Annotated in this window: 15 protein-coding genes; 11 read left to right on the top strand and 4 right to left on the bottom strand. The window is 64.5% G+C overall.

The window, feature by feature from the left end:
• Window positions 1-154 precede the first annotated feature (154 nt).
• Both E1748_RS30000 and E1748_RS29995 read left to right on the top strand, forming a co-directional pair.
• Window positions 155-7,342: an autotransporter-associated beta strand repeat-containing protein gene (locus tag E1748_RS30000; protein WP_166653656.1), complete on the top strand. Its 7,188-nt coding sequence runs from the start codon at window positions 155-157 to the stop codon at window positions 7,340-7,342.
• Between the two features lie 257 nt (window positions 7,343-7,599).
• Window positions 7,600-7,911, top strand: coding sequence for a hypothetical protein (locus E1748_RS29995; protein WP_133650935.1), 312 nt, complete (start codon window positions 7,600-7,602; stop codon window positions 7,909-7,911).
• A 25-nt stretch (window positions 7,912-7,936) separates the two neighbouring features.
• Here E1748_RS29995 and E1748_RS29990 read toward each other — a convergent pair whose 3' ends face one another.
• The 3 genes from E1748_RS29990 to E1748_RS29980 all read right to left on the bottom strand — a co-directional run bounded on the left by E1748_RS29990 (window position 7,937) and on the right by E1748_RS29980 (window position 10,972).
• On the bottom strand, window positions 7,937-8,479 hold the full coding sequence (locus tag E1748_RS29990) for an RNA polymerase sigma factor (RefSeq protein ID WP_133650934.1): 543 nt from the start codon (window positions 8,477-8,479) through the stop codon (window positions 7,937-7,939).
• A 216-nt stretch (window positions 8,480-8,695) separates the two neighbouring features.
• Window positions 8,696-9,169 (bottom strand): hypothetical protein, encoded by a 474-nt coding sequence (locus E1748_RS29985; protein WP_133650933.1) that lies wholly within the window; start codon window positions 9,167-9,169, stop codon window positions 8,696-8,698.
• A gap of 477 nt (window positions 9,170-9,646) precedes the next feature.
• A complete protein-coding gene (locus tag E1748_RS29980; protein WP_166653655.1) occupies window positions 9,647-10,972 on the bottom strand; it encodes a glycosyltransferase in 1,326 nt (441 codons plus the stop codon).
• Between the two features lie 916 nt (window positions 10,973-11,888).
• Between E1748_RS29980 and groES the strand changes: the two genes are divergently transcribed.
• Both groES and groL read left to right on the top strand, forming a co-directional pair.
• Window positions 11,889-12,179: a co-chaperone GroES gene (gene groES / locus E1748_RS29975; protein ID WP_007178996.1), complete on the top strand. Its 291-nt coding sequence runs from the start codon at window positions 11,889-11,891 to the stop codon at window positions 12,177-12,179.
• A gap of 41 nt (window positions 12,180-12,220) precedes the next feature.
• A complete protein-coding gene (gene groL / locus E1748_RS29970) occupies window positions 12,221-13,861 on the top strand; it encodes a chaperonin GroEL (protein WP_133650931.1) in 1,641 nt (546 codons plus the stop codon).
• A 137-nt stretch (window positions 13,862-13,998) separates the two neighbouring features.
• Here the strand turns inward: groL and E1748_RS29965 are convergent, their stop codons facing one another.
• The gene (locus tag E1748_RS29965; protein ID WP_133650930.1) at window positions 13,999-14,859 is read right to left on the bottom strand and encodes a hydroxymethylpyrimidine/phosphomethylpyrimidine kinase; all 861 of its coding nucleotides are present in this window, start codon (window positions 14,857-14,859) and stop codon (window positions 13,999-14,001) included.
• A 210-nt stretch (window positions 14,860-15,069) separates the two neighbouring features.
• Here E1748_RS29965 and E1748_RS29960 point away from each other — a divergent pair, with 210 nt between their 5' ends.
• The 7 genes from E1748_RS29960 to E1748_RS29930 all read left to right on the top strand — a co-directional run bounded on the left by E1748_RS29960 (window position 15,070) and on the right by E1748_RS29930 (window position 21,021).
• On the top strand, window positions 15,070-15,240 hold the full coding sequence (locus E1748_RS29960; protein ID WP_006765022.1) for a rubredoxin: 171 nt from the start codon (window positions 15,070-15,072) through the stop codon (window positions 15,238-15,240).
• A gap of 190 nt (window positions 15,241-15,430) precedes the next feature.
• On the top strand, window positions 15,431-16,846 hold the full coding sequence (locus E1748_RS29955; protein WP_133650929.1) for a FimL-related protein: 1,416 nt from the start codon (window positions 15,431-15,433) through the stop codon (window positions 16,844-16,846).
• Window positions 16,847-17,055: 209 nt separating this feature from the next.
• The gene (locus E1748_RS29950) at window positions 17,056-17,634 is read left to right on the top strand and encodes a YqgE/AlgH family protein (protein ID WP_133650928.1); all 579 of its coding nucleotides are present in this window, start codon (window positions 17,056-17,058) and stop codon (window positions 17,632-17,634) included.
• Window positions 17,631-18,071, top strand: a complete 441-nt coding sequence (gene ruvX, locus E1748_RS29945; protein WP_133650927.1) for a Holliday junction resolvase RuvX — start codon at window positions 17,631-17,633, stop codon at window positions 18,069-18,071. Before E1748_RS29950 ends, ruvX begins: the two co-directional genes overlap by 4 nt.
• Window positions 18,058-18,594, top strand: coding sequence for a bifunctional pyr operon transcriptional regulator/uracil phosphoribosyltransferase PyrR (gene pyrR, locus E1748_RS29940; RefSeq protein WP_133650926.1), 537 nt, complete (start codon window positions 18,058-18,060; stop codon window positions 18,592-18,594). The genes ruvX and pyrR overlap by 14 nt, the downstream gene beginning before the upstream one ends.
• A 77-nt stretch (window positions 18,595-18,671) precedes the next feature.
• Entirely contained in the window at window positions 18,672-19,691 is a 1,020-nt protein-coding gene (locus tag E1748_RS29935; RefSeq protein ID WP_133650925.1) for an aspartate carbamoyltransferase catalytic subunit, read from the top strand.
• A gap of 52 nt (window positions 19,692-19,743) precedes the next feature.
• Complete coding sequence (locus E1748_RS29930) at window positions 19,744-21,021, top strand: dihydroorotase (RefSeq protein WP_133650924.1); 1,278 nt, start codon at window positions 19,744-19,746, stop codon at window positions 21,019-21,021.
• Window positions 21,022-21,026: the final 5 nt, after the last annotated feature.

The raw sequence follows: 21,026 nt of genomic DNA, 5'->3' as shown, positions 1-21,026 counted from the left end.
CGCGCGATCCGTCGAATCCGGCTTCAAACGGCTACAGACCAGACAACACGCATACGCGGCGGCCCGACCGATCGCCGCGATGCCGAACACAAAGTCACACACAAGAACATCCCTGGGGGGAGACATGCACCGCAAACACATGCAGCGCCCACGCATGACGCGTCTGGCCGCGAGCCTTCTTTTAGCCTTCGCACCGCCGGTGCTGTTGCTCGGCGCGAGCCGCGACGCGCTCGCGACCTGTACGACGGCGGGCACGACGATCGATTGTGCGACCGGCTCGAACACCAACAGCTTCTCCAGCTCCCTCAACAACGTGACGTTCGACGTGGACAGCGGCGCCGTCGTCAGCGTGCCGCCGATCGTCGGCGGCTCGTCGCTGACGCTGAACGGCAACGGCATCGCGCTGAACAACTCGGGAAAGATCGACCCGACGATCAACGGCGGCCTGAGCCTGGCGGCGACGGGCGCGATGCTCGGCAACAGCACGGCCAATCCGATCAACGTCAACAATCAAGCGGGGGGCGTGCTCAACGGGCTCGTCAATATCGCGAGCATCATGGGCTTCGGCGGCCAGGCGCTCATCGTCCAGAACGGCAGCGGCGCGAGCACGACGATCCAGAACGCCGGCTCGATCGGCATGTCGATCTTCGGCGTCGGCACGTTCACCACGGCCGATGCGCCCGCCATCCTGAGCTATGGCGGCGGCGCGACCCAGCTCATCAATACCGGGACGATTACCGGCCGGATCGGTCTTGCTCCTGCTACGGGTGCCGGTCAGCAGAACGGTGTCATCAATGCCGGGACGATCAACGGCAGCGTGTATCTCGGCGACACCGCTGCCGGCAACACGTTCACCGCGGTGTCCGGGTCGTCGGTCAACAACGCAGGCGTCGGGACCGCGAGCACGATGACGGCCGGCAGCTCGACCATCAAGTTCGCGGCGGCGGGGATCGTCGATGCGGGCACGGGCAGCGGCAACACGCTCGTTCTGCAGAATTCCGCGACCGGCCCCGGGTCCGGCACGAGCGGGGCGGTCACCACTATCAGTGCGAGCAACTACCTCCATTTCCAGAATCTCGTCGTCAATAGCGGCACGTGGAATCTGCAGGGCCATATGATCAGCGGCAGCGCGACGATCAACGACGGTCTCGTCAACGTGAACAACCTGACCGCGTTCGGCAGCGGCACGCTGACGGCGAACGGTGGCGGCGTCGAGTCGTCGGTGGCGGGCCTGTCGATCCCCAACGCGATCGCGCTGAACGGCGCCAATTTTGTGATCGGGGGCACCAACGCGTTGACGCTCGGCGGCTCGATCGCCGGTAGCGGCTCGCTGAACATCACCAACACCGCCCCGGTCACGCTGAACAACGCGAATACGTTCACGGGCGGCGTCACGCTGGCGAGCGGCGGCGTGATACTCGGCAACGCGAATGCGATCGGCACGGGCACGCTGACCGTCACGGGCTCCGCGACACTCGACACCGAATCCGCGTTCGCACTGTCGAACGCAGTACAGGTCAGCGGAGGCGGCACGCTTGCGCTACAGGGCTCGAACCCGATGACCCTCGCGGGCGGGTTGAGCGGCGCCGGGAATGCTTCGTGGAGCGGGGCCGGCACGCTGAACCTGTCGAGTGCCGATTCGCTGGCGGGCAGCTTCAGCTTGCTCAACGGCACGCTGGCGGTCGGCGCGGGCGGCTCGCTGTCGCCGACCGGCGCGTTCACGCTTTCTTCCGGCACGACGCTCGATATGTCGCTGGGCAGCAATCAGAGCATCGGCTCGCTGGGCGGTACGGGCGGCACGGTGAATCTCGGCGTCAATACGCTCACGCTCAACGGCCTCGGCAATACCGAGTACGACGGCGCGATCGCGGGGCTCGGCAGCCTGATCAAGAACGGCACGGGCACGCAGACGCTGGGTGGCGCGAGTGTGTTCAACGGCGGTGTCCAGTTGAATGCGGGCGGACTGGCGGTCGGCAACAACGCGGCGCTCGGCAGCGGTGGGCTGAGCGTGAACGGCACAACGACGCTCTCCGCAAGCGCGAACGGGGTCGATCTGACCAACACGGTCCTGATCGGCGGGGGCGATACGCTCACCGTGCAAGGTGCCGATGCGCTGACGCTCGGCGGCGGGGTTGCCGGTGGCGGCACGTTGAACCTCGCCGGTCCGGGGTCGCTGACGCTGTCGGGCAACAACAGCTATGGCGCAACCACGCTGAGCGGCGGCACACTGGTCGCCGGCAATACCAACGCGTTCGGCACGGGCGCGGTGACGGTCAGCGGCAATGCATCGCTCGACACGACCACGAGTCTCACACTGAACAACGCGATCGCGCTGGGCGCGAACCTGACCGTCGTCGGCTCGAACAACGTCGTGCTCGGCGGACTGCTGTCCGGGACGCACAGTCTGATCAAGAGCGGCGCGGCGACGTTGACGCTCGGAGCCGCGAACACGTTCACCGGCGCGCTGACGATCAACGCCGGAACCGTCGCGCTCGCCAACGCGAATGCGTTGTCCGCAGCGAACGATGTGAATCTGCTGAACCCAGGCTCGAGCCTCGATGTGAGCGGCGTGACCGCGCCGACGATCGGCGCACTCACCGGCGTCGCCGGAACGAGTGTGATGCTCGGCGTCAACACGCTGACGCTCGACGATGTCGACAACGGCACGTTTGCCGGCACGATCGGCGGCACTGGTGGTCTCGTCAAGCAAGGCACCGGCACCGAAACGCTGACCGGCACGAATATATACACGGGCGGCACGACGATCCAGTCGGGCACGCTCGCGCTCGGCGCGGGCGGCAGTCTCGCGAGCGGCAGCCCGGTGACGCTGACCAACGCGAGCGCGACGTTCGACATCAGCGGCGCGGGCGGCAACCCGACGATCGGCGACCTGTCCGGCACGGCCGGCAGCGTCGTGCTCGGCGCGAATACGCTGACCTTCGGCACTGCGGCGGATCAAACGTTCGGCGGCACGATCAGCGGCACCGGCGGCATCACCAAGCAAAGCAGCGGCACGCAAACGCTGACCGCCGCGAACACGTTCACCGGCACGGCGACGGTCAATGCCGGCACGCTCGCGTTGTCCGGCGCGGGCAACCTGACGTCGTCGACCGACGTGAACCTCGCGAACGCCGGCGCGTCACTCGACGTGAGCGGCGCGACCTCGGCCCCGACGATCGGCGCGCTCAGCGGCGCGGGTGGCACGAACGTCACGCTCGGCAGCAACACGCTGACGCTCGGCGACACCGCGAACGGCTCGTTCGGCGGGACGATCGGCGGCACCGGCGGCATCGTCAAGCAAGGCAGCGGGACCGAAACGCTGACCAGCGCGAACACCTACGCCGGCGGTACGACGATCAACGCCGGCACGCTGGCGATCTCCGGCAACGGCAGTCTCGCGGCGACGGGCGCCGTGAGCGTCGCGGGCAACGGCGCGAGCTTCGACATCAGCGGGGCCGCGGCGCCCCAGACGGTCGGCGCACTGTCGGGCAACGGCGGTAGCACGGTCGCGCTGGGCGGCAACACGCTGACGTTCGGCGATGCGACCAACCAGACACTCGCCAGTAACGTGACGGGCGGCGGTGGTCTTATCAAGGACGGCGCCGGCATCGAGACGCTGAGCGGCAACAGCACGTATACCGGCGGCACCACGCTGAACGCGGGCGGTCTGATCGTCGGCAGCAATACCGCGCTGGGCACCGGCGCGCTGACTGTGAACGGCAACGCGACACTCGACAGCAGCACCGCCGTCGCCCTTGGCAACAACGTCGTGCTGAACGCGGGCCTGACGGTGAACGGTTCGAACGACCTGACGCTCGACGGCTCGCTGTCCGGCACCGGCAGTTTGACGAAGCAAGGTGCCGCCACGCTGACGCTGAACGGCACGAACACCTACACCGGCGGCACGATGATCGACGCAGGCACGCTCGCGCTCGGCGCGAACGCGAGCCTCGCGGCAACCGGCGTCGTGAACATCGCGACCGGCGCGACGCTGGATCTGTCGGCGGGCAACGGTGCGCAGACGGTCGGTACGCTGGTCGGCAATGGCACGCTCGATATCGGCGCTAATACGGTGACGCTCGGCAGCGCGAACGACGGCACGTTCAGCGGCTCGATCGGCGGAAGTGGCGGCAACGTCGACAAGGTTGGCACCGGCACCGAAACGCTGACCGGCGCGAACACGTACACCGGCGGCACGACGATCGACGCAGGCACGCTCGCGCTCGGCGTGGGCGGTAGTCTGGCGGCCACCGGCACAGTGACGCTGGACGGCCCGGGCACTGCGTTCGACATCAGCGCGTCCGGCGCGAATCAGACCATCGGCGCGCTCGCGGGCAGCGGCGGCGATGTGTCGCTCGGCGCCAATACGCTGACTTTCGGCGACGGAGGGAATCATACGTTCGGCGGGACGATCAGCGGTACCGCCGGCATCGTCAAACAAGGGGGCGGCACCGAGACGCTGACCAGCACGAACACGTACACCGGCGGCACGACGATCGACGCCGGTACGCTTGCGCTCGCTGGTGCCGGCAGCCTCGCGGCCGGCAGCAACGTAACGCTGAACGGCGTGGGTGCGACATTCGATATCAGCGCATCGGTGGGAAGTCAGACGGTCGGCGCGCTGTCGGGCGTCGCGGGCAGCGCGGTCGCGCTGGGCGGCAACACGCTGACGTTCGGCGATGCGACCAACCAGACGCTCGCCGGCAACGTGTCGGGCACAGGCGGTCTCGTCAAGCAGGGTGCGGGCGTCGAAACGCTGAGCGGCAACAGCACGTATAGCGGCGGCACGACGCTGAATGCGGGTGGGTTGATCGTCGGCAGCAATACGGCATTGGGTGTCGGCGCGCTGACCGTGAACGGCGCGACCACGCTCGACAGCAGTACCGCCGTCGCACTCGGCAACAACGTCGTGCTGAACGCGGGCCTGACGGTGGCGGGCTCGAACAACCTGACGCTGGGCGGCGGCATGTCGGGCACCGGTTCGCTCACGAAGAACGGTGCCGCGACGCTGACGCTGAACAGTGCGAACACGTTCACCGGCGGCACGCAAATCGACGCCGGTACGCTCGCGCTCGGCACGACCGGCAGCCTGGCGTCGAGCGGTGCGATGAACATCGCGAGCGGTGCGACCTTCGATCTGTCGGCGGCACAAAGCGCGCAAACGATCGGCGTGCTGACCGGCGCCGGCGCAGTCGCGCTCGGTGCGAACGCGCTGACGTTCGGCGATTCAACTGACGCCGCGTTCAGCGGTGCGATCGGCGGCACCGGCAGCATCGTGAAAGCGGGCACCGGTACCGCAACGCTGACCGGCGCGAACACCTACACGGGCGGCACGACGATCAACGCAGGCACGCTCGCACTTGGCACCGGCGGCAGCCTCGCTGCGAACGGCCTGGTGACGCTTGCCGCGACGGGCGTGAACTTCGATATCTCCGCCGCCGGCAATCAGACGATCGGCGCATTGAGCGGCGTGACCGGCACCACCGTCAAGCTGGGCGCGCAGACGTTGAGCGTGGCAGGCAACGGCACGGCGAACTTCGGCGGCGCGCTGGCCGGCACCGGTGGCTTCACGGTGACCGGCGGTCAGCAAACGCTGTCTGGTGCGAACACGTACACGGGCGCAACGTCGATCGCGAGCGGTGCGACGTTGTCGCTGGCCGGCGCGGGCAGCATCGCGTCGTCGAGCGGCGTCGCGGACGCCGGCACCTTCGATATCTCCGGCACGACGAACGGTGCGACGATCGCCGCGCTCTCCGGCAACGGTACGGTGAAGCTCGGCAGCCAGGCGCTGACGCTGGCGAATGCGAACGGTACGTTCGGAGGCGCGTTCAACGGCACCGGCAAGCTGCTGTTGCAAGGCAATGGTTCACTGCTGCTCACCGGTGACAGCAGCGCGTTCGGCGGATCGACCGAACTCGCGTCCGGGCTGCTCGAAGTCGGCGATGCGAATACGTCGACGGCAACGCTCGGCGGCAACGTCCAGGTCGATGCGGCCGCGACGTTGCGCGGTCACGGCATCGTCGGCGGCAACGTGACGAACAGCGGCATCGTGATGCCGGGCGGTTCGATCGGCACGCTGACGATCGGCGGCAACTATTCGCAGGCAAGCGCCGGGACGCTGTCGGTCGAAGTGAGTCCGACGGCTGCATCGCAACTGAAGGTGAACGGCAGCGCGACGCTCAACGGCGTGCTCGCGATTACCTACGACCCGGGCACGTACTCCGCGAAGTCGTACACGGTGGTGTCGGCGGCCGGCGGTGTGCAGGGCACGTTCAGCAGCACGACGAACACCGGCACGTCGACTCTCGGCGGACTGACGCCGAACGTCAGTTACGGCGCGAATTCGGTCGAGCTGGCACTGGCGAATGCCGCAACGGGCACGGGCGGTACCGGCGGTACGTCGCCGACCGTCGTCGCGCCGGTCGATACGAGCATCTACACGGCGCTCGGCACGACGGCGATACTCGGCGCGCAGGCGCAGGGCAGTGCACTGCTCGGACGCTTGAGCCAGACGTCGGCGGTTTCAGCGACACCGTCCGGCTGGATCACGGCGACGGGTAGCCAGACGACCGTCGGCGGTACGAGCGGTGCACCGGGCTTCCAGAGCAACCGCTATGGTTTCCTCGCTGGCCTCGAACGCAAGCTTGGCGACTACTCGGTGGGCGTCGCCGCGGGTTACGACCACGCCGACATCAGCGAGCAGAACACCGGCGACTCAGGCACCACCGATACGCTGCGTGCCGCGCTGTACGGCGGACGCAGTGTCGGTCCGGTGAATCTCGCCGCGACGATCGGCGCGGGCCTCGACTTCCTGTCGCAGAAGCGTCCGTTCGGCACGGTCAATGCCGAAGGCGATCACACGGGGCAGGAGTTCAACCTCGGTGGCCAGGCGAGCATGCCGCTGCAACTGGGCAGCGTCACGGTGACACCGAGCCTCGGGCTGCGCTTTGCGTACTTCCATGCGAACAGCTTCGGCGAAAGCGGTGCGGGCGGCCAGGATCTGCAGGTCGGTTCGGACAACGTCCGCAGTCTGCAACCGTATGCGCAGATCGCGTTCGATCATGCGTTCGGCGATGCGTTCCGGCCGGTGCAGGTCGAGGTGCGGGTCGGCTACGCGCACGAAGTGCTTGATGCGAATCGCGCGGTCAGCGTTTCCGCGCAGGATGGGACGCTGTTCACTGCGCCGGGGACTACGCTGCCGCGTGGATATCTGACTGCGGGTGCCGGCGTGACGCTGCATCCGTATGCGGGTCTCGATGTGTCGTTGAACTACGATGGGCTGATCAATACGACGCATGCGTCGGCGCAGCAGGGGAGTGTGCGGGTGAATTACCGGTTCTGATCGTTTAGGGATCGGTTGCCCTGGATTGCGTGGAGTTGTTTGCGTAGCGCGGGATGATGGTGGTTTAAGCGAAGCCGATGCGTTGTTTGAACGCATCGGCTTTGTGCATTCTGCGTGGCTTGTGTGGGTACTGGCGTGGCTGATCGTAAGAAATTTCGTGGGAATAGTTGAGAGCGGGCAGTTGTTATATGCAGCAGACACGCCCCTTACTCGATGGCAGAAGTTGCACGTGCCGTCCTCGACTGTTCTGGTGATCCATGGTGATAGATCCGTTCGTCATTTTCATTTGTCTTGGAAGTCTGGCCGCCATCGCGTTGATCTGGATATGGATTGGTGTCGAGTTGCATCATGTCGTGTCGCATGGTCATCTTGTGCCTGAATGGATTGCGTTGATCTGTCCGTTAGCGGCGAGCGTCGACGAGGACGTTCAGAATGATCAGGTTGCCGAAGAAGTGGGTATTGCGCGAGTGGAGCGATACACCGCTGTCGATAGCTGCGGCGAGGCATCGGCAGAACGTCGACCGGTCTACGCGCGAGGCCCGGTCTCTTCCGTAGAGGACGAGCGATAGTTTCGTAATGCCGCGTTCACACGTTTTACTTCCCGACTGCCGAACGAAGAACGCTGACTCCAGCCGTACGGCTTGCCGACGTGCGAGCCAGCATCCGACGTGCGCGCGATAACCTGCTCATGATCGTGCCGACCGGCACACCCAGCCTCTCCGCCGCTTCGCCATAGCTGAATCCCTCGAAGACGACCAGGACCATGACGGTCTGTTGTGTCGCGGGCAGCCGCGCAACCGCTTCGATGGCCTGACGCATCATCAGGTTCTGTTCAGGCGAAGGCGTGACCGTATCGGCGATCGTGTCGATCAGCATGTCGTTCCATTCGACGCGACTGCGGCCACGGATCTTGCGCGACCGCAACTCGTTGATCCACGTGGTGTGCATGATCGAAATCATCCAGTGTAACGGCGTGGTATTCGGGCGAAGCTGATGCGGGCGTTCCAGTGCTCGAAGGCAACTCCGTTGCAGCAGATCCTCGGCGTCGTGACGATCGTTGCACAGGCGTAATGCGTATGAACGGAGCCTCGGTCGCAGACGGGCGAGCAATTGATGGAAGTCGTCTTCGGTCGTCATCTACACCGTTCCTTGCGCGTCTTTTGTACCGTCAACCGGTGCAAGCGGGAGCGCGTATTCGTGCGTCGCTTGGTGTCGTCCGCAGTGGTTCGCAAGCTGCGCAATGCTTGCGATCGATCCTGTTGCTCGATGCAACAAGAGGCATGAGGACTCATGACGCCACGACACGTAGCGAGCACGATCGGTCCTGCATGGGGAATCGGACAATGGGACGAGTTATGCCGATCCAGCTCTGTTGCGACAAACCAGAACGAACGAGCCGATCTTTGCGATCAGTTCGATGAGCGAGAGCGTGGACCAGACGGGGAAGAACCGGATCTCCGTTGCGAGACCCGACGCGATGACCACGATGCTCGTGCCGCATACGAACAGGAATGCCAACCTTGCCCATGCGACCTCGTGAAGCGTCAGCAAACCGACCAATGCAGACAGGACCGTTTCGAGCAGCAGCAACGCAGCCGAGCTCGAGTTTTGCGCAGCAAGCAATTCGAATGGAAGCTCGACGAATGCCCAAACGATCGTTGCGATCAGGATCAGGCGGCCTGCGCGTTTGGACGCTATTTCCAGATCCGAAGACTTCGCGAAAAAATTTGGGATCCTGGGTAGCCAGGACATGTCGTCATGAAATGGATGACTGAATCTATGAGTTGAACAGGTCGCGCCTGAGTTGCTGCGATGTGTCTGCTTCATGCTCGCGTTACCTCGAAGCTATCGGTGTCGGTGGCGACGTGAATCGTCGACGATGCATTTCGGATTGCTTCGGTTAACAGCCAGCGCGTCGATACTATTCCAGCGATGTCGTGTTATTTCGTGAGGGGGAGAAGGCGCGATGGATCCTTCTTTTCGACGAGAAATGTTTGTGTTCGAAACGCATTGAAAGTGGACAGCACGACCGACGGATTGACTTGCTTCCACTGTAGAGAGGGCTGCGTGAATTCAGCGATGCGATGCCTGGGGCGGCGAAAATTTCGATGAAGGACCGCGAGCGATGGCGAAGAAAAATGAAGCGTGTACATGAACGACGCGCATGACCGAACGTGCAGAGTCAACGCGCGCGTAGTGCGGCATCGAGGGTGCAGAGATCGACCTCGGTGACCTGTCGCCAGGTTTACACCGAGGTACGTGTCGCGCATGCAGTGACGCTAATCGTCGCCGATGCAGGACCCGTTAAGATGTAACGCTATCTGCGGCAGACAGACGATCAGCCACCAGCGCTTCAAGCAGACGCGGCACTTCACGTGCTCCATCGAGCGCGGTGAATTCAAGCGCAAGCCGCTTCGCGTTCGCGCGATACGCAGGATCCGACAACACGCGCGCAATCGATTCACGCAAATCGGCTACGCTCGGCGTCGCGGTGTCGAGCCGGATGCCGCTGCCTGTCCACGCGACGCGTGCAGCGATCTCCGGCTTGTCCTCCGTGACGCCGGCCAGCACCATCGGCACGCCGCAACTGAGGGCCTGCGTCACGGTTCCATACCCGCCCAACGCGACGAGTACATCGACGTACGGAAAAATCTTCTGGAAATTCAGGTGCGTCATCGCTACGGTATTCGAGCTCAACGGGCACGGTATGCGGTCGACCGGCAGACCGCCCGTCGTCACGAGAATGAGCTTGTCGTCGTCGTTGCCGAGCGCCTGAATCACCGGTGCGGCGAGCAGCCCGAGATCGTAGTTGGCAATCGTTCCCTGGCTAACGAGCACGATGCGACGACCCGCCTTGCGCGCTTCTTCCACCTGCGGCGGAATGTCTCCGACGCCATCCGGAAGCAGCGGGCCGATGAAGTGCACCTTCTTTCCGGACGGCTCGCGATACGGAAATTCGAAACCTGGACCACACGGTTGAAGAATCAGATCGGAGAGCAAGGCCGAAGATTCCAGCAGCGACGCAGGGAGCTTCTTGTGTACGCCGAGATCGTCGAGAATGCGGTCGGTGTGTTCCCGCGACGGGGTGGTCAATACGCTGTCGACGTGCGCTGCGGTCGCCAGGTACTGTTCGCGTTGAGCAGCATTCGCGGCCGGGGGCAGGCCTGGTCCCCAGGGAGCGCCGTCCTCGCGGGACAGTGGAGTTGTGGAGATGCTCAGACACGCACTGGCGGGACGCGAAGCGCGCGCGCCGAGCAATAACGGCAGCACGCCGAAGAAGGCCGTTTCGTGCACGATCAGATCGGCGGGGAACTCGCGCAGCACGGCTTCGAGTCCACGGAACTGCGACGGTATCGCGTCGGCAAAGACGTGCTTGAACGCGTAAAGCACTCGCTGCAAGCCGGGCGGATGTAGTTGCAATTCCGGGAAGGCTGCGTCGACGTCGGTCAGATCGAAATCGACGTCGGCGGGGAGCGAGTAGAAACCGATCCCCGCAGCCCGCGCCTTTTTACCGAATATCGAGCCGGTGTAAAGCGCGGTTTCGTGTCCCGCGTCTTTCAGCATTCGCGCGACCACCAGCAATGGATTGACGTGCCCGGTAACAGGGGCTGAGGCAAGAAGAACTTTCATGGTGTTCCTTGAACATGCGGCTCGATAGCCGGCAATGTTGATGAAGTCGCAGCCGGCGTCGGCGCTGCGGGCTCCATCGTTAAACATCTGGGCTGGGTGAGTTATTCCGCTTTCTTTGCCCGTGAACTTGCGACGCTGGAGTCACATGTTTTTCACAACCAGGCTTTCGGATGAACCGCAGGGAAGTGACGCTGTTTCTTCGATGGAAGGGCGGTGTTGCTTTCGCGATGAGTCTGCGCGTCGAACGTAAATTCTCGACGTCGTCATCGTGTCGACAAGAGCCTGTAGGTCCTGCTGCGGTGAATTGTGTTCGGCATCGATCGCACGATGCTCGTGCGGTTCTTTGAACGTGCGTGCGTGATGTGATCCGCGGTCACGCCTGGTTAAGCGGATCGCGTGCGCAAAGGTCGGGCTAGTTGAATGACGTCATCGCTGATCGCTGCGCTTGATGTCGGTGGACACGACGCGCGTGGGGCCGAATCCGAGCACATAAGAAACGGTGACTCTGGTGTCTGGGTAGGGGGCGAGTATCGAACCGCAACGTACAGACTCGATTCGATCGGGCTGCCAGGGTTTCCCCTGGGGAGTCTGGACGGGCCCGCTTTCGCGGATGGCCCGCATCGGGACGGGTTTCGCTTTCGGCCGGTGATGTGGGCAAGTAACCGATTGATTTACCGGTAAATCATTGTTTTTGCGGGAAGTTATTCAGCATATTCGCGCGTTTGCCCGTCTTGCGAGTTCAAACCCGGGCGAACAGGGTTCCAGCCTCAGCAGACCCCACCCCTCACCCAGTTCTTGAATTTGTCATCCCTCGTCCATATAATTGGCACTCACTGCACGAGAGTGCTAACAACATTGCCGGCTGGCCCGCCAGTCGGGTTTCTCGGTGTTCTTCAGTCTCAATGAGAGGAGTGTTATGAACCTTCGTCCTTTGCATGATCGCGTGATCGTCAAGCGTCTGGATCAGGAAACCAAGACCGCGTCGGGCATCGTGATCCCCGAAGCCGCAGCGGAAAAGCCGGATCAAGGCGAAATTCTGGCCGTCGGCCCGGGCAAGCGTGACGACAAGGGCGCCCAGATCGCGCTCGACGTGAAAGTCGGCGACCGCGTCCTGTTCGGCAAGTACGCAGGCCAGACCGTCAAGGTCGACGGCAACGAACTGCTCGTGATGCGCGAAGAAGACATCATGGCCGTGGTGCAGAAGTAATTTTTGCGTCCGGTTATTCCCAGAATTCAAGGAGTTAGAAGATGGCAGCTAAAGACGTCGTATTCGGTGATTCGGCCCGTGCCAAGATGGTCGAAGGCGTGAACATCCTCGCGAACGCTGTGAAGGTCACGCTGGGCCCGAAGGGTCGCAATGTCGTGCTCGAACGCAGCTTCGGCGGCCCGACGATCACCAAGGACGGTGTGTCGGTCGCGAAGGAAATCGAACTGAAGGACAAGCTTCAGAACATGGGCGCGCAAATGGTCAAGGAAGTTGCTTCCAGGACCAGCGACAACGCCGGCGACGGTACGACGACCGCAACGGTCCTCGCACAATCGATCGTTCGCGAAGGCATGAAGTACGTCGCATCGGGCATGAACCCGATGGACCTGAAGCGCGGCATCGACAAGGCCGTGGCCGCAGCGATCGAAGAACTGCGCAAGATCAGCAAGCCGTGCACGACCAACAAGGAAATCGCCCAGGTCGGCGCGATCTCGGCAAACAGCGACACGTCGATCGGCGATCGCATTGCTGAAGCGATGGACAAGGTCGGCAAGGAAGGCGTCATCACCGTCGAAGACGGCAAGTCGCTGCAAGACGAGCTGGACGTTGTCGAAGGCATGCAATTCGACCGCGGCTATCTGTCGCCGTACTTCATCAACAACCCGGACAAGCAAGTTGCCGTGCTCGAGAACCCGTTCGTGCTGCTGCACGACAAGAAGGTCTCGAACATCCGCGATCTGCTGCCGGTACTCGAGCAAGTTGCTAAGGCTGGCCGTCCGCTGCTGATCATCGCTGAAGACGTCGAAGGCGAAGCGCTGGCTACGCTGGTGGTGAACAACATCCGCGGTATCCTGAAGACCGTTGCCGTGAAGGCGCCTGGCTTCGGCGATCGTCGTAAGGCAATGCTGGAAGACATCGCTATCCTGACCGGTGGTCAGGTCATTGCTGAAGAAACCGGCCTGACGCTCGAAAAGGCAACGCTGGCCGAACTGGGTCAAGCGAAGCGTATCGAAGTGGGCAAGGAAAACACGACGATCATCGACGGCGCTGGCGAAGCCGCGACCATCGAAGCGCGCGTGAAGCAGGTGCGCACGCAGATCGAAGAAGCGACGTCGGACTACGACCGTGAAAAGCTGCAGGAACGCGTGGCCAAGCTGGCCGGCGGCGTGGCAGTGATCAAGGTCGGTGCTGCGACCGAAGTCGAAATGAAGGAAAAGAAGGCACGTGTCGAAGACGCCCTGCACGCTACGCGCGCAGCGGTGGAAGAAGGCATCGTGGCAGGTGGCGGTGTGGCGCTGATCCGCGCTCGCACGGCAATCGCCGGCATCAAGGGCGCTAACGCCGATCAGGACGCAGGTATCAAGATCGTGCTGCGCGCGATGGAAGAGCCGCTGCGTCAGATCGTCACGAACGGCGGCGAAGAAGCCAGTGTCGTGGTGGCAGCAGTTGCAGCAGGCAAGGGCAACTACGGCTACAACGCAGCGACCGGCGAGTACGTCGACCTGGTCGACGCAGGCGTGGTCGATCCGACGAAGGTGACGCGCACGGCGCTGCAAAACGCAGCATCGGTTGCTGGTCTTCTGCTGACGACCGACGCAGCTGTCTGCGAACTGCCGAAGGAAGATGCTCCGATGCCCGGTGGCGGCATGGGCGGCATGGGTGGGATGGGTATGGACATGTAATTCGGCGTCAGCCGGAAGACATGCGAAGGGCGCGCTGCGAGGCGTGCTCTTCAAAAACAAAAAACCCGCAGCGATGCGGGTTTTTTGTTGTCAGGGCACGGAAAGGCGCCCGCGTGGAGGCGAGCCTGCCGGCGAACCTAATGCCGCGCCTCCCCCGGCGCCACATCCTTCCCACTCGCCACTGGCGCATCCTCTTCGCTACTACGCGCCCAGAAAAACCGGTCCGGCAGATATGCCCCCATCCCAGGCCGAAACGCGCTTTGCGTTGCCTGATACAGATACTCCTGCGCTTCGCGCACGGCTTCAGCCGGCTCCTGACCGTTCGCGAGCAGCGCAGCGATCGCCGCGCCGAGCGTATCGGTCAGTCCCATGATGCGATGCTGACCACGATCCCAGCGATCTTCGCGCAATTGGCCATCTTCGCTGAACAGCGTATTGACGAGCCGGTGCGTGCCGGTTTGCGTCGACAGGATGTATTCGCACCCTTGCGACAGCAGATGCGAGATCGCCGCGTCGAGACTCGGTGCCTCGGCATCGCCGTCGGGTTGCGCGAGCGCGAGCAAGGTTGCGTGATCGGCGACGAGCAAGGTGGTCTGCGGCGCGAGCAGATCGGCGATCGCCTCGCGGAGTTCGTCGGCGGCGAGCACGTGTTCGTCGTCGAGCGTGAAGTCGGGTGCGAGGATCAGCGGAATGTCGTCGTAGTCGGCGACTACTTCGGCGATTGCGCTGACCACTTCCGCGCGCGTCGCCGCGCCGACCTTGAACGCTGCGATCGGCATGTCTTCGAGCAGCATCCGGGCCTGCGTCGCGACGGTCTCGGGATCGAGGCCAGTCACTTCGTCGCAGTTCGCCGAATCGCGCACCGTGTAGCCGGTGAGCACGGTTACGCCATGGCAGCCCATGCTGGCGAGCGTCATCAAATCCGCTTGCAGGCCCGAGCCGCCCGTCGGGTCGGACAGGCCGAAGGTCAATACGATCGGAGGGGTGTCGCTGGGCATGAAATCGGGCAGGAGTGAGCGGATGATCGGAGAGGTCGCCGCGCGCCGCGTGCGCAACGACCCGGCAGTCGGCTCAATTATGCGGCCTAATCCGCCGGTGGGGCATTTTTTCACGAGCTTGCGTGTGGAGGCCCGATTGCTAGGCACGAGGGCGGCAACACGGTACCATCATGGCTCCCGATTCAACGGACTTTTCGACGCGACACAAGAATGGAATATAAGAGCTGGATGTGCCTGATCTGCGGCTGGATCTATGACGAAGAAGCCGGTTTGCCGGACGAGGGAATCGCAGCGGGTACGCGCTGGGAGGACGTCCCGATCAACTGGACGTGCCCCGAATGCGGCGCGCGCAAGGAAGACTTCGAGATGGTCCAGATCTGACGCGTCGCGGCGGCCCCTGGGCCGGACGGCGTGCGTTGCCGCTACCGGTTTCACCGGCGGAACGCCAGCGTCAAGACTGTGTCGCAAGGGTAGTGTGTCGCTCGTATAGTCGCGGGCCGGCTCGCCGAACGGCGCGGCCGGCCGAACCGTGGGCCGCGGCGCGGCCCGTCAGCGTTCCTGCAGACCATCCATGATGCCTCCCACCGCTACGTCCCCGTCGTTCGATGCGCTGCCCAATCCGCGCGGCGGCGCGGTGCGTGCCGCGGAATCCGCGCTGACCGACGCCGCGCACGCATTGGCGCGGCATGATGATCTCGCTACGCCGCTGCTGCATGCGGTGCGCGCACTGCGCGAGGCGGGCTGGCTCGCCGCGCTGCGCTTTGCCGATGCACTCGTGCTGGTGTCGCCGCTCGCCGCCGCGCATGCGCAACCGGATGCCGCTTCCCCCGACAACGCCCACGACGTCTTCGGCGCCGCGCTCGATGCGTTCCGCGCGGCCGTCGAGCGGCGCAATCTCCGCGAGCTGTCCTGTTCGCCGACGCTGTTCGATCACTATCGCGCGCTCAATGCGTTGCTCGCGCAGCGCGCGTCGGGCGTGAACGCGGCGTTCGAGGATCTGGCGCTTGCTGGTCGACCGATTCCGCCCGTCACGCTGCGTCCGCAATCGGCGGAGCGCGTCGCGCATCTGCGCGCCCGCTACGAGGCGGCGCTGTTGCCGGTGCTGCGTGCGCCGTCGGGCGAGGCGGGGCAGAGCGATGCGTCGTCCGTGGCGCTCGATACGCTCGGTGCCTGTCTCACGGAGCTCGCCGGTCCCGATCCGTACGATTTATGGCGGCTTGCCGCAGCCTGTGCGGAGGCACTTCGTCGCAGCGGACACACCGCAGCCGAAGCCGACGTGCGACGCTTCCACGCGCGCTGCAATCTCGCGCTTGCCGATCATGTGCAGGGCCTGCCGCTTGCGCCACGCTCGCTGGTGCGAGCAGCGCTCGCATTGCTCTGGCGCGATTACGCGCTGTTCGGCGCCGCGGCAGAGGATGCCGATCACGTCGAGCTGCTGCGCAACTATGGTTTGACTACGGATTGGCACGTCGCCGGCACGCAGGCCTCCGAAGCGCTGTGGGAGGCGGGCGCGGGTGCCGACGCGGCGCTGCCGGCAGGCAGTGCCTCTACACGCGAGGTCGGCTTGCTGACCGTCAACGCCCACGCGTTCGAAGATTTTCTACAGACCGCGGACGCATCGATCGCTGCGCTGTCCGATCACGCGCGCGCGGCCGTGCAACCGGAAAAAGCCGACCCGAGTGCTGCGCTACAGGCCGGCGATGCCGCGTACCGGCTGGGCGCATCGGCGTCCGCGCTCGGGCTCGGTCACGTGGGGCTACTGGCGGATGCGCTCGGCGTCGCATGGCGGCGGCGCGCGCATGCGGGCGTCGCGACACCGGCGGTGCGCGCGCACGTCGTCGTCGATGCGCCGGAACCATCTGTGCTCGAGCAGGCTGCCGAAGCGCTGCGCGCGATGCTGCACAAGATCGCGGCAGGCATCCCGCCGGGCGACGGCAGCGCCGCGCTCGCCGATCTGACCCGCGCGATCGAGCGCGGCAATCCCTAGTCCATCCGGCCTGGCCATCCGGCGCCGTTTCCGCCCCTCGTTTGCGCATACTTTATGCAGCCGCGAACGGCGTCGCCGACGGCGGCGGGGCGCGTGATAGAGTGTGCGCAAATGATCCGCTTTTCTCCGGGGCGCGGTCGTCCGGAATGCGTGCCCGTGGGTACGTCGAAGGGCCGCCGCCGCGCATCGTCTTTGCTAAAATCCGAACTATGTCCAAGAGTACCGATCGCATCAATCTGACCAACCAGTTCCTGATCGCCATGCCGAACATGGCGGACCCCACGTTTTCAGGAACGGTGGTCTACCTTTGCGATCACAGCGAGCGCGGCGCGCTCGGCCTCGTCATCAACCGGCCGACCGATATTGATCTGCAGGCGCTCTTCAACCGCATCGACCTCAAGCTCGAAATCGAACCGCTGCTGCACGTGCCCGTCTATTTCGGCGGCCCGGTGCAGACCGAGCGCGGCTTCGTGCTGCACGATCCCGCCGAAGGCAGCACCTATACGTCGTCGATGTCGGTGCCCGGCGGCCTCGAAATGACCACGTCGAAAGATGTGCTCGAAGCGGTCGCGAGCGGCAACGGTCCGGAGCGGTTTCTGCTCACATTGGGTCATGCCGGCTGGGGCGCGGGCCAGCTCGAAGAAGAAATTTCGAAGAACGGCTGGCTCACGGTCGAAGCCGATCCGAAGATCGTCTTCGACGTGCCCGCCGAAGATCGTCTCGAAGCGGCACTCGCGCTGCTCGGCATTTCGCTGTCGATGCTTTCCGGCGAAGCAGGTCACGCATGAGCGTGGTGGCCGGACGTGAAGCGACGCTGCTTGCGTTCGACTACGGCGAGAAACGCATCGGTGTCGCGATCGGCAATATGCTGACGCGCAGCGCGCGGCCGCTCGCCGTGCTGCAGAACCTCAATCGCATTCACCGTTTCGAAGCGGTCGGCAAGCTGATCGGCGAATGGCAGCCGGACATGCTGATCGTCGGCCTGCCGATGCACAAGGACGGCACGCCGCACGCGATCACCCAACTGGCGAAGCGCTTCGGCAACCAGCTGAACGGCCGCTTCAATCTGCCGGTGGTGTGGGTCGACGAACGCTATTCGTCGGTCGAGGCGGAGGCCGGCATACGCGCGGGTATTGGGCGCGCGGACATGCTCGATGCCGAAGCCGCGCGCGTCATCCTCCAGCAATATCTAGACGGATTTCCTCAAGATCATGAGTTCCATTGACGCCGAAGCGCTTTATCGCGCCGTGCTCGAACAGATCCGTGCCGCGTATGGCGATGCGTTCAGCGACGGAGCGTCTCGCGACGCTGCAAGCGGCATCGCACTGGCCGGCATCTACAGCGGCGGCGCGTGGCTCGCGGAACGTCTCGCACGCGATCTGAACGCACCGTCGTTCGGTGTCGTCAACGTCGCGCTGCATCGCGACGACTACGCAAAAAAAGGCCTGCACTCGCAGGCGAGTCCGACATCGCTGCCGTTCGAAGTCGACGGGCGCCGCATCGTGCTCGTTGATGACGTGCTGTACACCGGCCGCACCGTGCGCGCCGCGCTGAACGAACTGTACGACTACGGACGTCCTGCGTCGGTCGAACTCGCGGTGCTCGCCGATCGCGGCGGACGCGAGCTGCCGGTGGCGGCGCGTTTCGTCGGCGGGGTGGTCGATGTGCCGGCTGACGCGACGCTCGTGCTCGCACGCGACGCGGACAGTGCGGGCTTTACGTTCCACACTGAAGCGCGCGTCGATTGAGCGTGCGGCGCGAGGTCGCGAACCGCGACGCGCCGGTTTGTTTCACCCATCTTCATGCGTAATCCCCAGGCACATCCATGAATACCGCTACTCAGGGTTCCTCCGACAGCGCCGACGCGGACCGTTTCCGCTACGGCTTCCTGAAGGGCAACCCGCAGCTCACGAAGAACGGCGAGCTCAAGCATCTGCTGACGATCGAAGGTTTGCCGCGCGCGATCGTCACGCACATTCTCGACACCGCCGAGCAGTTCGTCAGCGTCACCGACCGCGAAGTGAAGAAGGTCCCGCTGCTGCGCGGCAAGTCGGTGTTCAACCTGTTCTTCGAGAATTCCACGCGTACCCGCACGACGTTCGAGATCGCCGCGAAGCGTCTGTCGGCGGACGTGATCAACCTGAATATCAACGCATCGTCGACGAGCAAGGGCGAATCGTTGCTCGACACGATCAACAACCTGTCGGCGATGCATGCGGACATGTTCGTCGTGCGTCACGCGTCGAGCGGCGCACCGTACCTGATCGCCGAGCATTGCGCGCCGCACGTGCATGTGATCAACGCCGGCGACGGCCGCCACGCGCACCCGACGCAGGGTCTGCTCGATATGTACACGATCCGCCACTACAAGCGCGATTTCACGAATCTGCGCGTGGCGATCGTCGGCGACATCCTGCATTCGCGCGTCGCGCGCTCGGACATCCATGGGCTGACCACGCTCGGCGTACCGGAAGTGCGCGCGATCGGGCCGCGCACGCTGCTGCCGGGCGGCCTCGAGCAGATGGGCGTGCGCGTGTTCCACAACCTCGACGAAGGGCTGAAGGACGTCGACGTGATCATCATGCTCCGCCTGCAGAACGAACGGATGAGCGGCGCGCTGCTGCCGTCGGCGCAGGAGTACTTCAAGAGTTGGGGGCTCACGCCCGAACGGCTCGCACTCGCGAAGCCTGATGCGATCGTGATGCACCCCGGTCCGATGAACCGCGGCGTCGAGATCGACTCGCAGGTGGCGGACGGGCCGCAGTCGGTGATCCTGAACCAGGTCACGTTCGGCATCGCCGTGCGGATGGCAGTGATGGGTATCGTCGCGGGCAATCACGACTGACGCGGGCGATACGCGTGATAGCGGCACATCAGACAGAACAAAAAGGCAGCGCATGAAGATTCATATTCAAGGCGGCACGGTGATCGATCCGGTGGCCGGCACCGAACAGCAGCATGACGTATTCATCGCGGCGGGCAAGATCGTCGCGCTCGGCAGCGCGCCCGCCGATTTTCACGCGGCGAAGACCGTCGACGCGCGCGGCCTGTTCGTGTCGCCGGGGTTCGTCGATCTGTCCGCGCGCTTGCGCGAGCCGGGCTTCGAGCACAAGGCGACGCTCGAGTCCGAAATGGCCGCCGCGCTCGCGGGCGGCGTGACGACACTCGCGTGTCCGCCCGATACCGATCCGGTACTCGACGAGCCCGGTCTCGTCGAGATGCTGAAGTTCCGCGCGCGCAATCTGAACCAGGCGCACGTGTACCCGCTCGGCGCGCTGACGGTCGGCCTGCAGGGGCAGACGATCACCGAGATGGTCGAGCTGACCGAAGCGGGCTGTATCGGCTTCTCGCAGGCCGACGTGCCGGTCGTCGACACGCAGGTGCTGCTGCGCGCGCTGCAGTATGCGAGCACGTATGGCTTCACCGTGTGGCTGCGGCCGCAGGACGCGTATCTCGCGCAGGGCGGCGTTGCGGCGAGCGGTGCGCTTGCGTCGCGGCTTGGATTATCGGGTGTGCCGGTGTCCGCTGAGACGATCGCGCTGCATACGATTTTCGAACTCGTGCGCGTGACGGGTGCGCGCGTGCATCTGTCGCATGTGTCGTCGTCGGCGGGTATCGCGCTGGTGCGCGAGGCGAAGGCCGAAGGGCTCACCATCACCTGTGACGTGACGATCAATCACGTGCATCTGATCGACGTCGATATCGGTTACTTCGACGCGCAGTTCCGGCTCGACCCGCCGCTGCGTCAGCAGCGCGATCGCGACGCGATCCGCGCGGGCCTCGCGGACGGCACGATCGACGCGATCTGCTCCGACCACACGCCTGTCGACGACGACGAGAAACTACTGCCGTTCGCCGAAGCGACGCCGGGCGCGACCGGGCTCGAACTGTTCCTGTCGCTGACCGTGAAGTGGGCAAACGAAGCGGGCGTACCGCTCTCGACCGCGCTGAAGCGGATCACCGCCGCGCCGGCCGGCGTACTGAAGCTCGCGGCTGGCCGCATCGAAGTCGGCGGCGCGGCTGATATCTGCGTGTTCGACCGCGACGCACACTGGCGTGTCGAACCGCGCGCGCTGAAGAGCCAGGGGCACAACACGCCGTTCCTCGGCTACGAACTGCCGGCGCGTGTCCGGGCGACCATCGTCGCGGGTCACGTGGCATTCGAACAGCGTTGATCGCG

This window comes from Paraburkholderia flava, from assembly GCF_004359985.1.
GTDB classification, from domain to species: Bacteria; Pseudomonadota; Gammaproteobacteria; order Burkholderiales; family Burkholderiaceae; genus Paraburkholderia; species Paraburkholderia flava.
Note: the sequence above shows the minus strand (reverse complement) of the source record. Positions and strands in the feature narration are given on the sequence as shown.

Coding starts and splice junctions, on each gene's coding strand:
- E1748_RS29995 (WP_133650935.1), top strand. CDS start 7,600: ATGGTGATAGATCCGTTCGTCATTTTCATTTGTCTTGGAAGTCTGGCC.
- E1748_RS29930 (WP_133650924.1), top strand. CDS start 19,744: ATGAAGATTCATATTCAAGGCGGCACGGTGATCGATCCGGTGGCCGGC.
- groES (WP_007178996.1), top strand. CDS start 11,889: ATGAACCTTCGTCCTTTGCATGATCGCGTGATCGTCAAGCGTCTGGAT.
- E1748_RS29950 (WP_133650928.1), top strand. CDS start 17,056: ATGTCCAAGAGTACCGATCGCATCAATCTGACCAACCAGTTCCTGATC.
- E1748_RS30000 (WP_166653656.1), top strand. CDS start 155: ATGACGCGTCTGGCCGCGAGCCTTCTTTTAGCCTTCGCACCGCCGGTG.
- E1748_RS29960 (WP_006765022.1), top strand. CDS start 15,070: ATGGAATATAAGAGCTGGATGTGCCTGATCTGCGGCTGGATCTATGAC.
- E1748_RS29965 (WP_133650930.1), bottom strand. CDS start 14,859: ATGCCCAGCGACACCCCTCCGATCGTATTGACCTTCGGCCTGTCCGAC.
- E1748_RS29955 (WP_133650929.1), top strand. CDS start 15,431: ATGATGCCTCCCACCGCTACGTCCCCGTCGTTCGATGCGCTGCCCAAT.
- E1748_RS29990 (WP_133650934.1), bottom strand. CDS start 8,479: ATGACGACCGAAGACGACTTCCATCAATTGCTCGCCCGTCTGCGACCG.
- groL (WP_133650931.1), top strand. CDS start 12,221: ATGGCAGCTAAAGACGTCGTATTCGGTGATTCGGCCCGTGCCAAGATG.
- ruvX (WP_133650927.1), top strand. CDS start 17,631: ATGAGCGTGGTGGCCGGACGTGAAGCGACGCTGCTTGCGTTCGACTAC.
- E1748_RS29980 (WP_166653655.1), bottom strand. CDS start 10,972: ATGAAAGTTCTTCTTGCCTCAGCCCCTGTTACCGGGCACGTCAATCCA.
- E1748_RS29985 (WP_133650933.1), bottom strand. CDS start 9,169: ATGAAGCAGACACATCGCAGCAACTCAGGCGCGACCTGTTCAACTCAT.
- E1748_RS29935 (WP_133650925.1), top strand. CDS start 18,672: ATGAATACCGCTACTCAGGGTTCCTCCGACAGCGCCGACGCGGACCGT.
- pyrR (WP_133650926.1), top strand. CDS start 18,058: ATGAGTTCCATTGACGCCGAAGCGCTTTATCGCGCCGTGCTCGAACAG.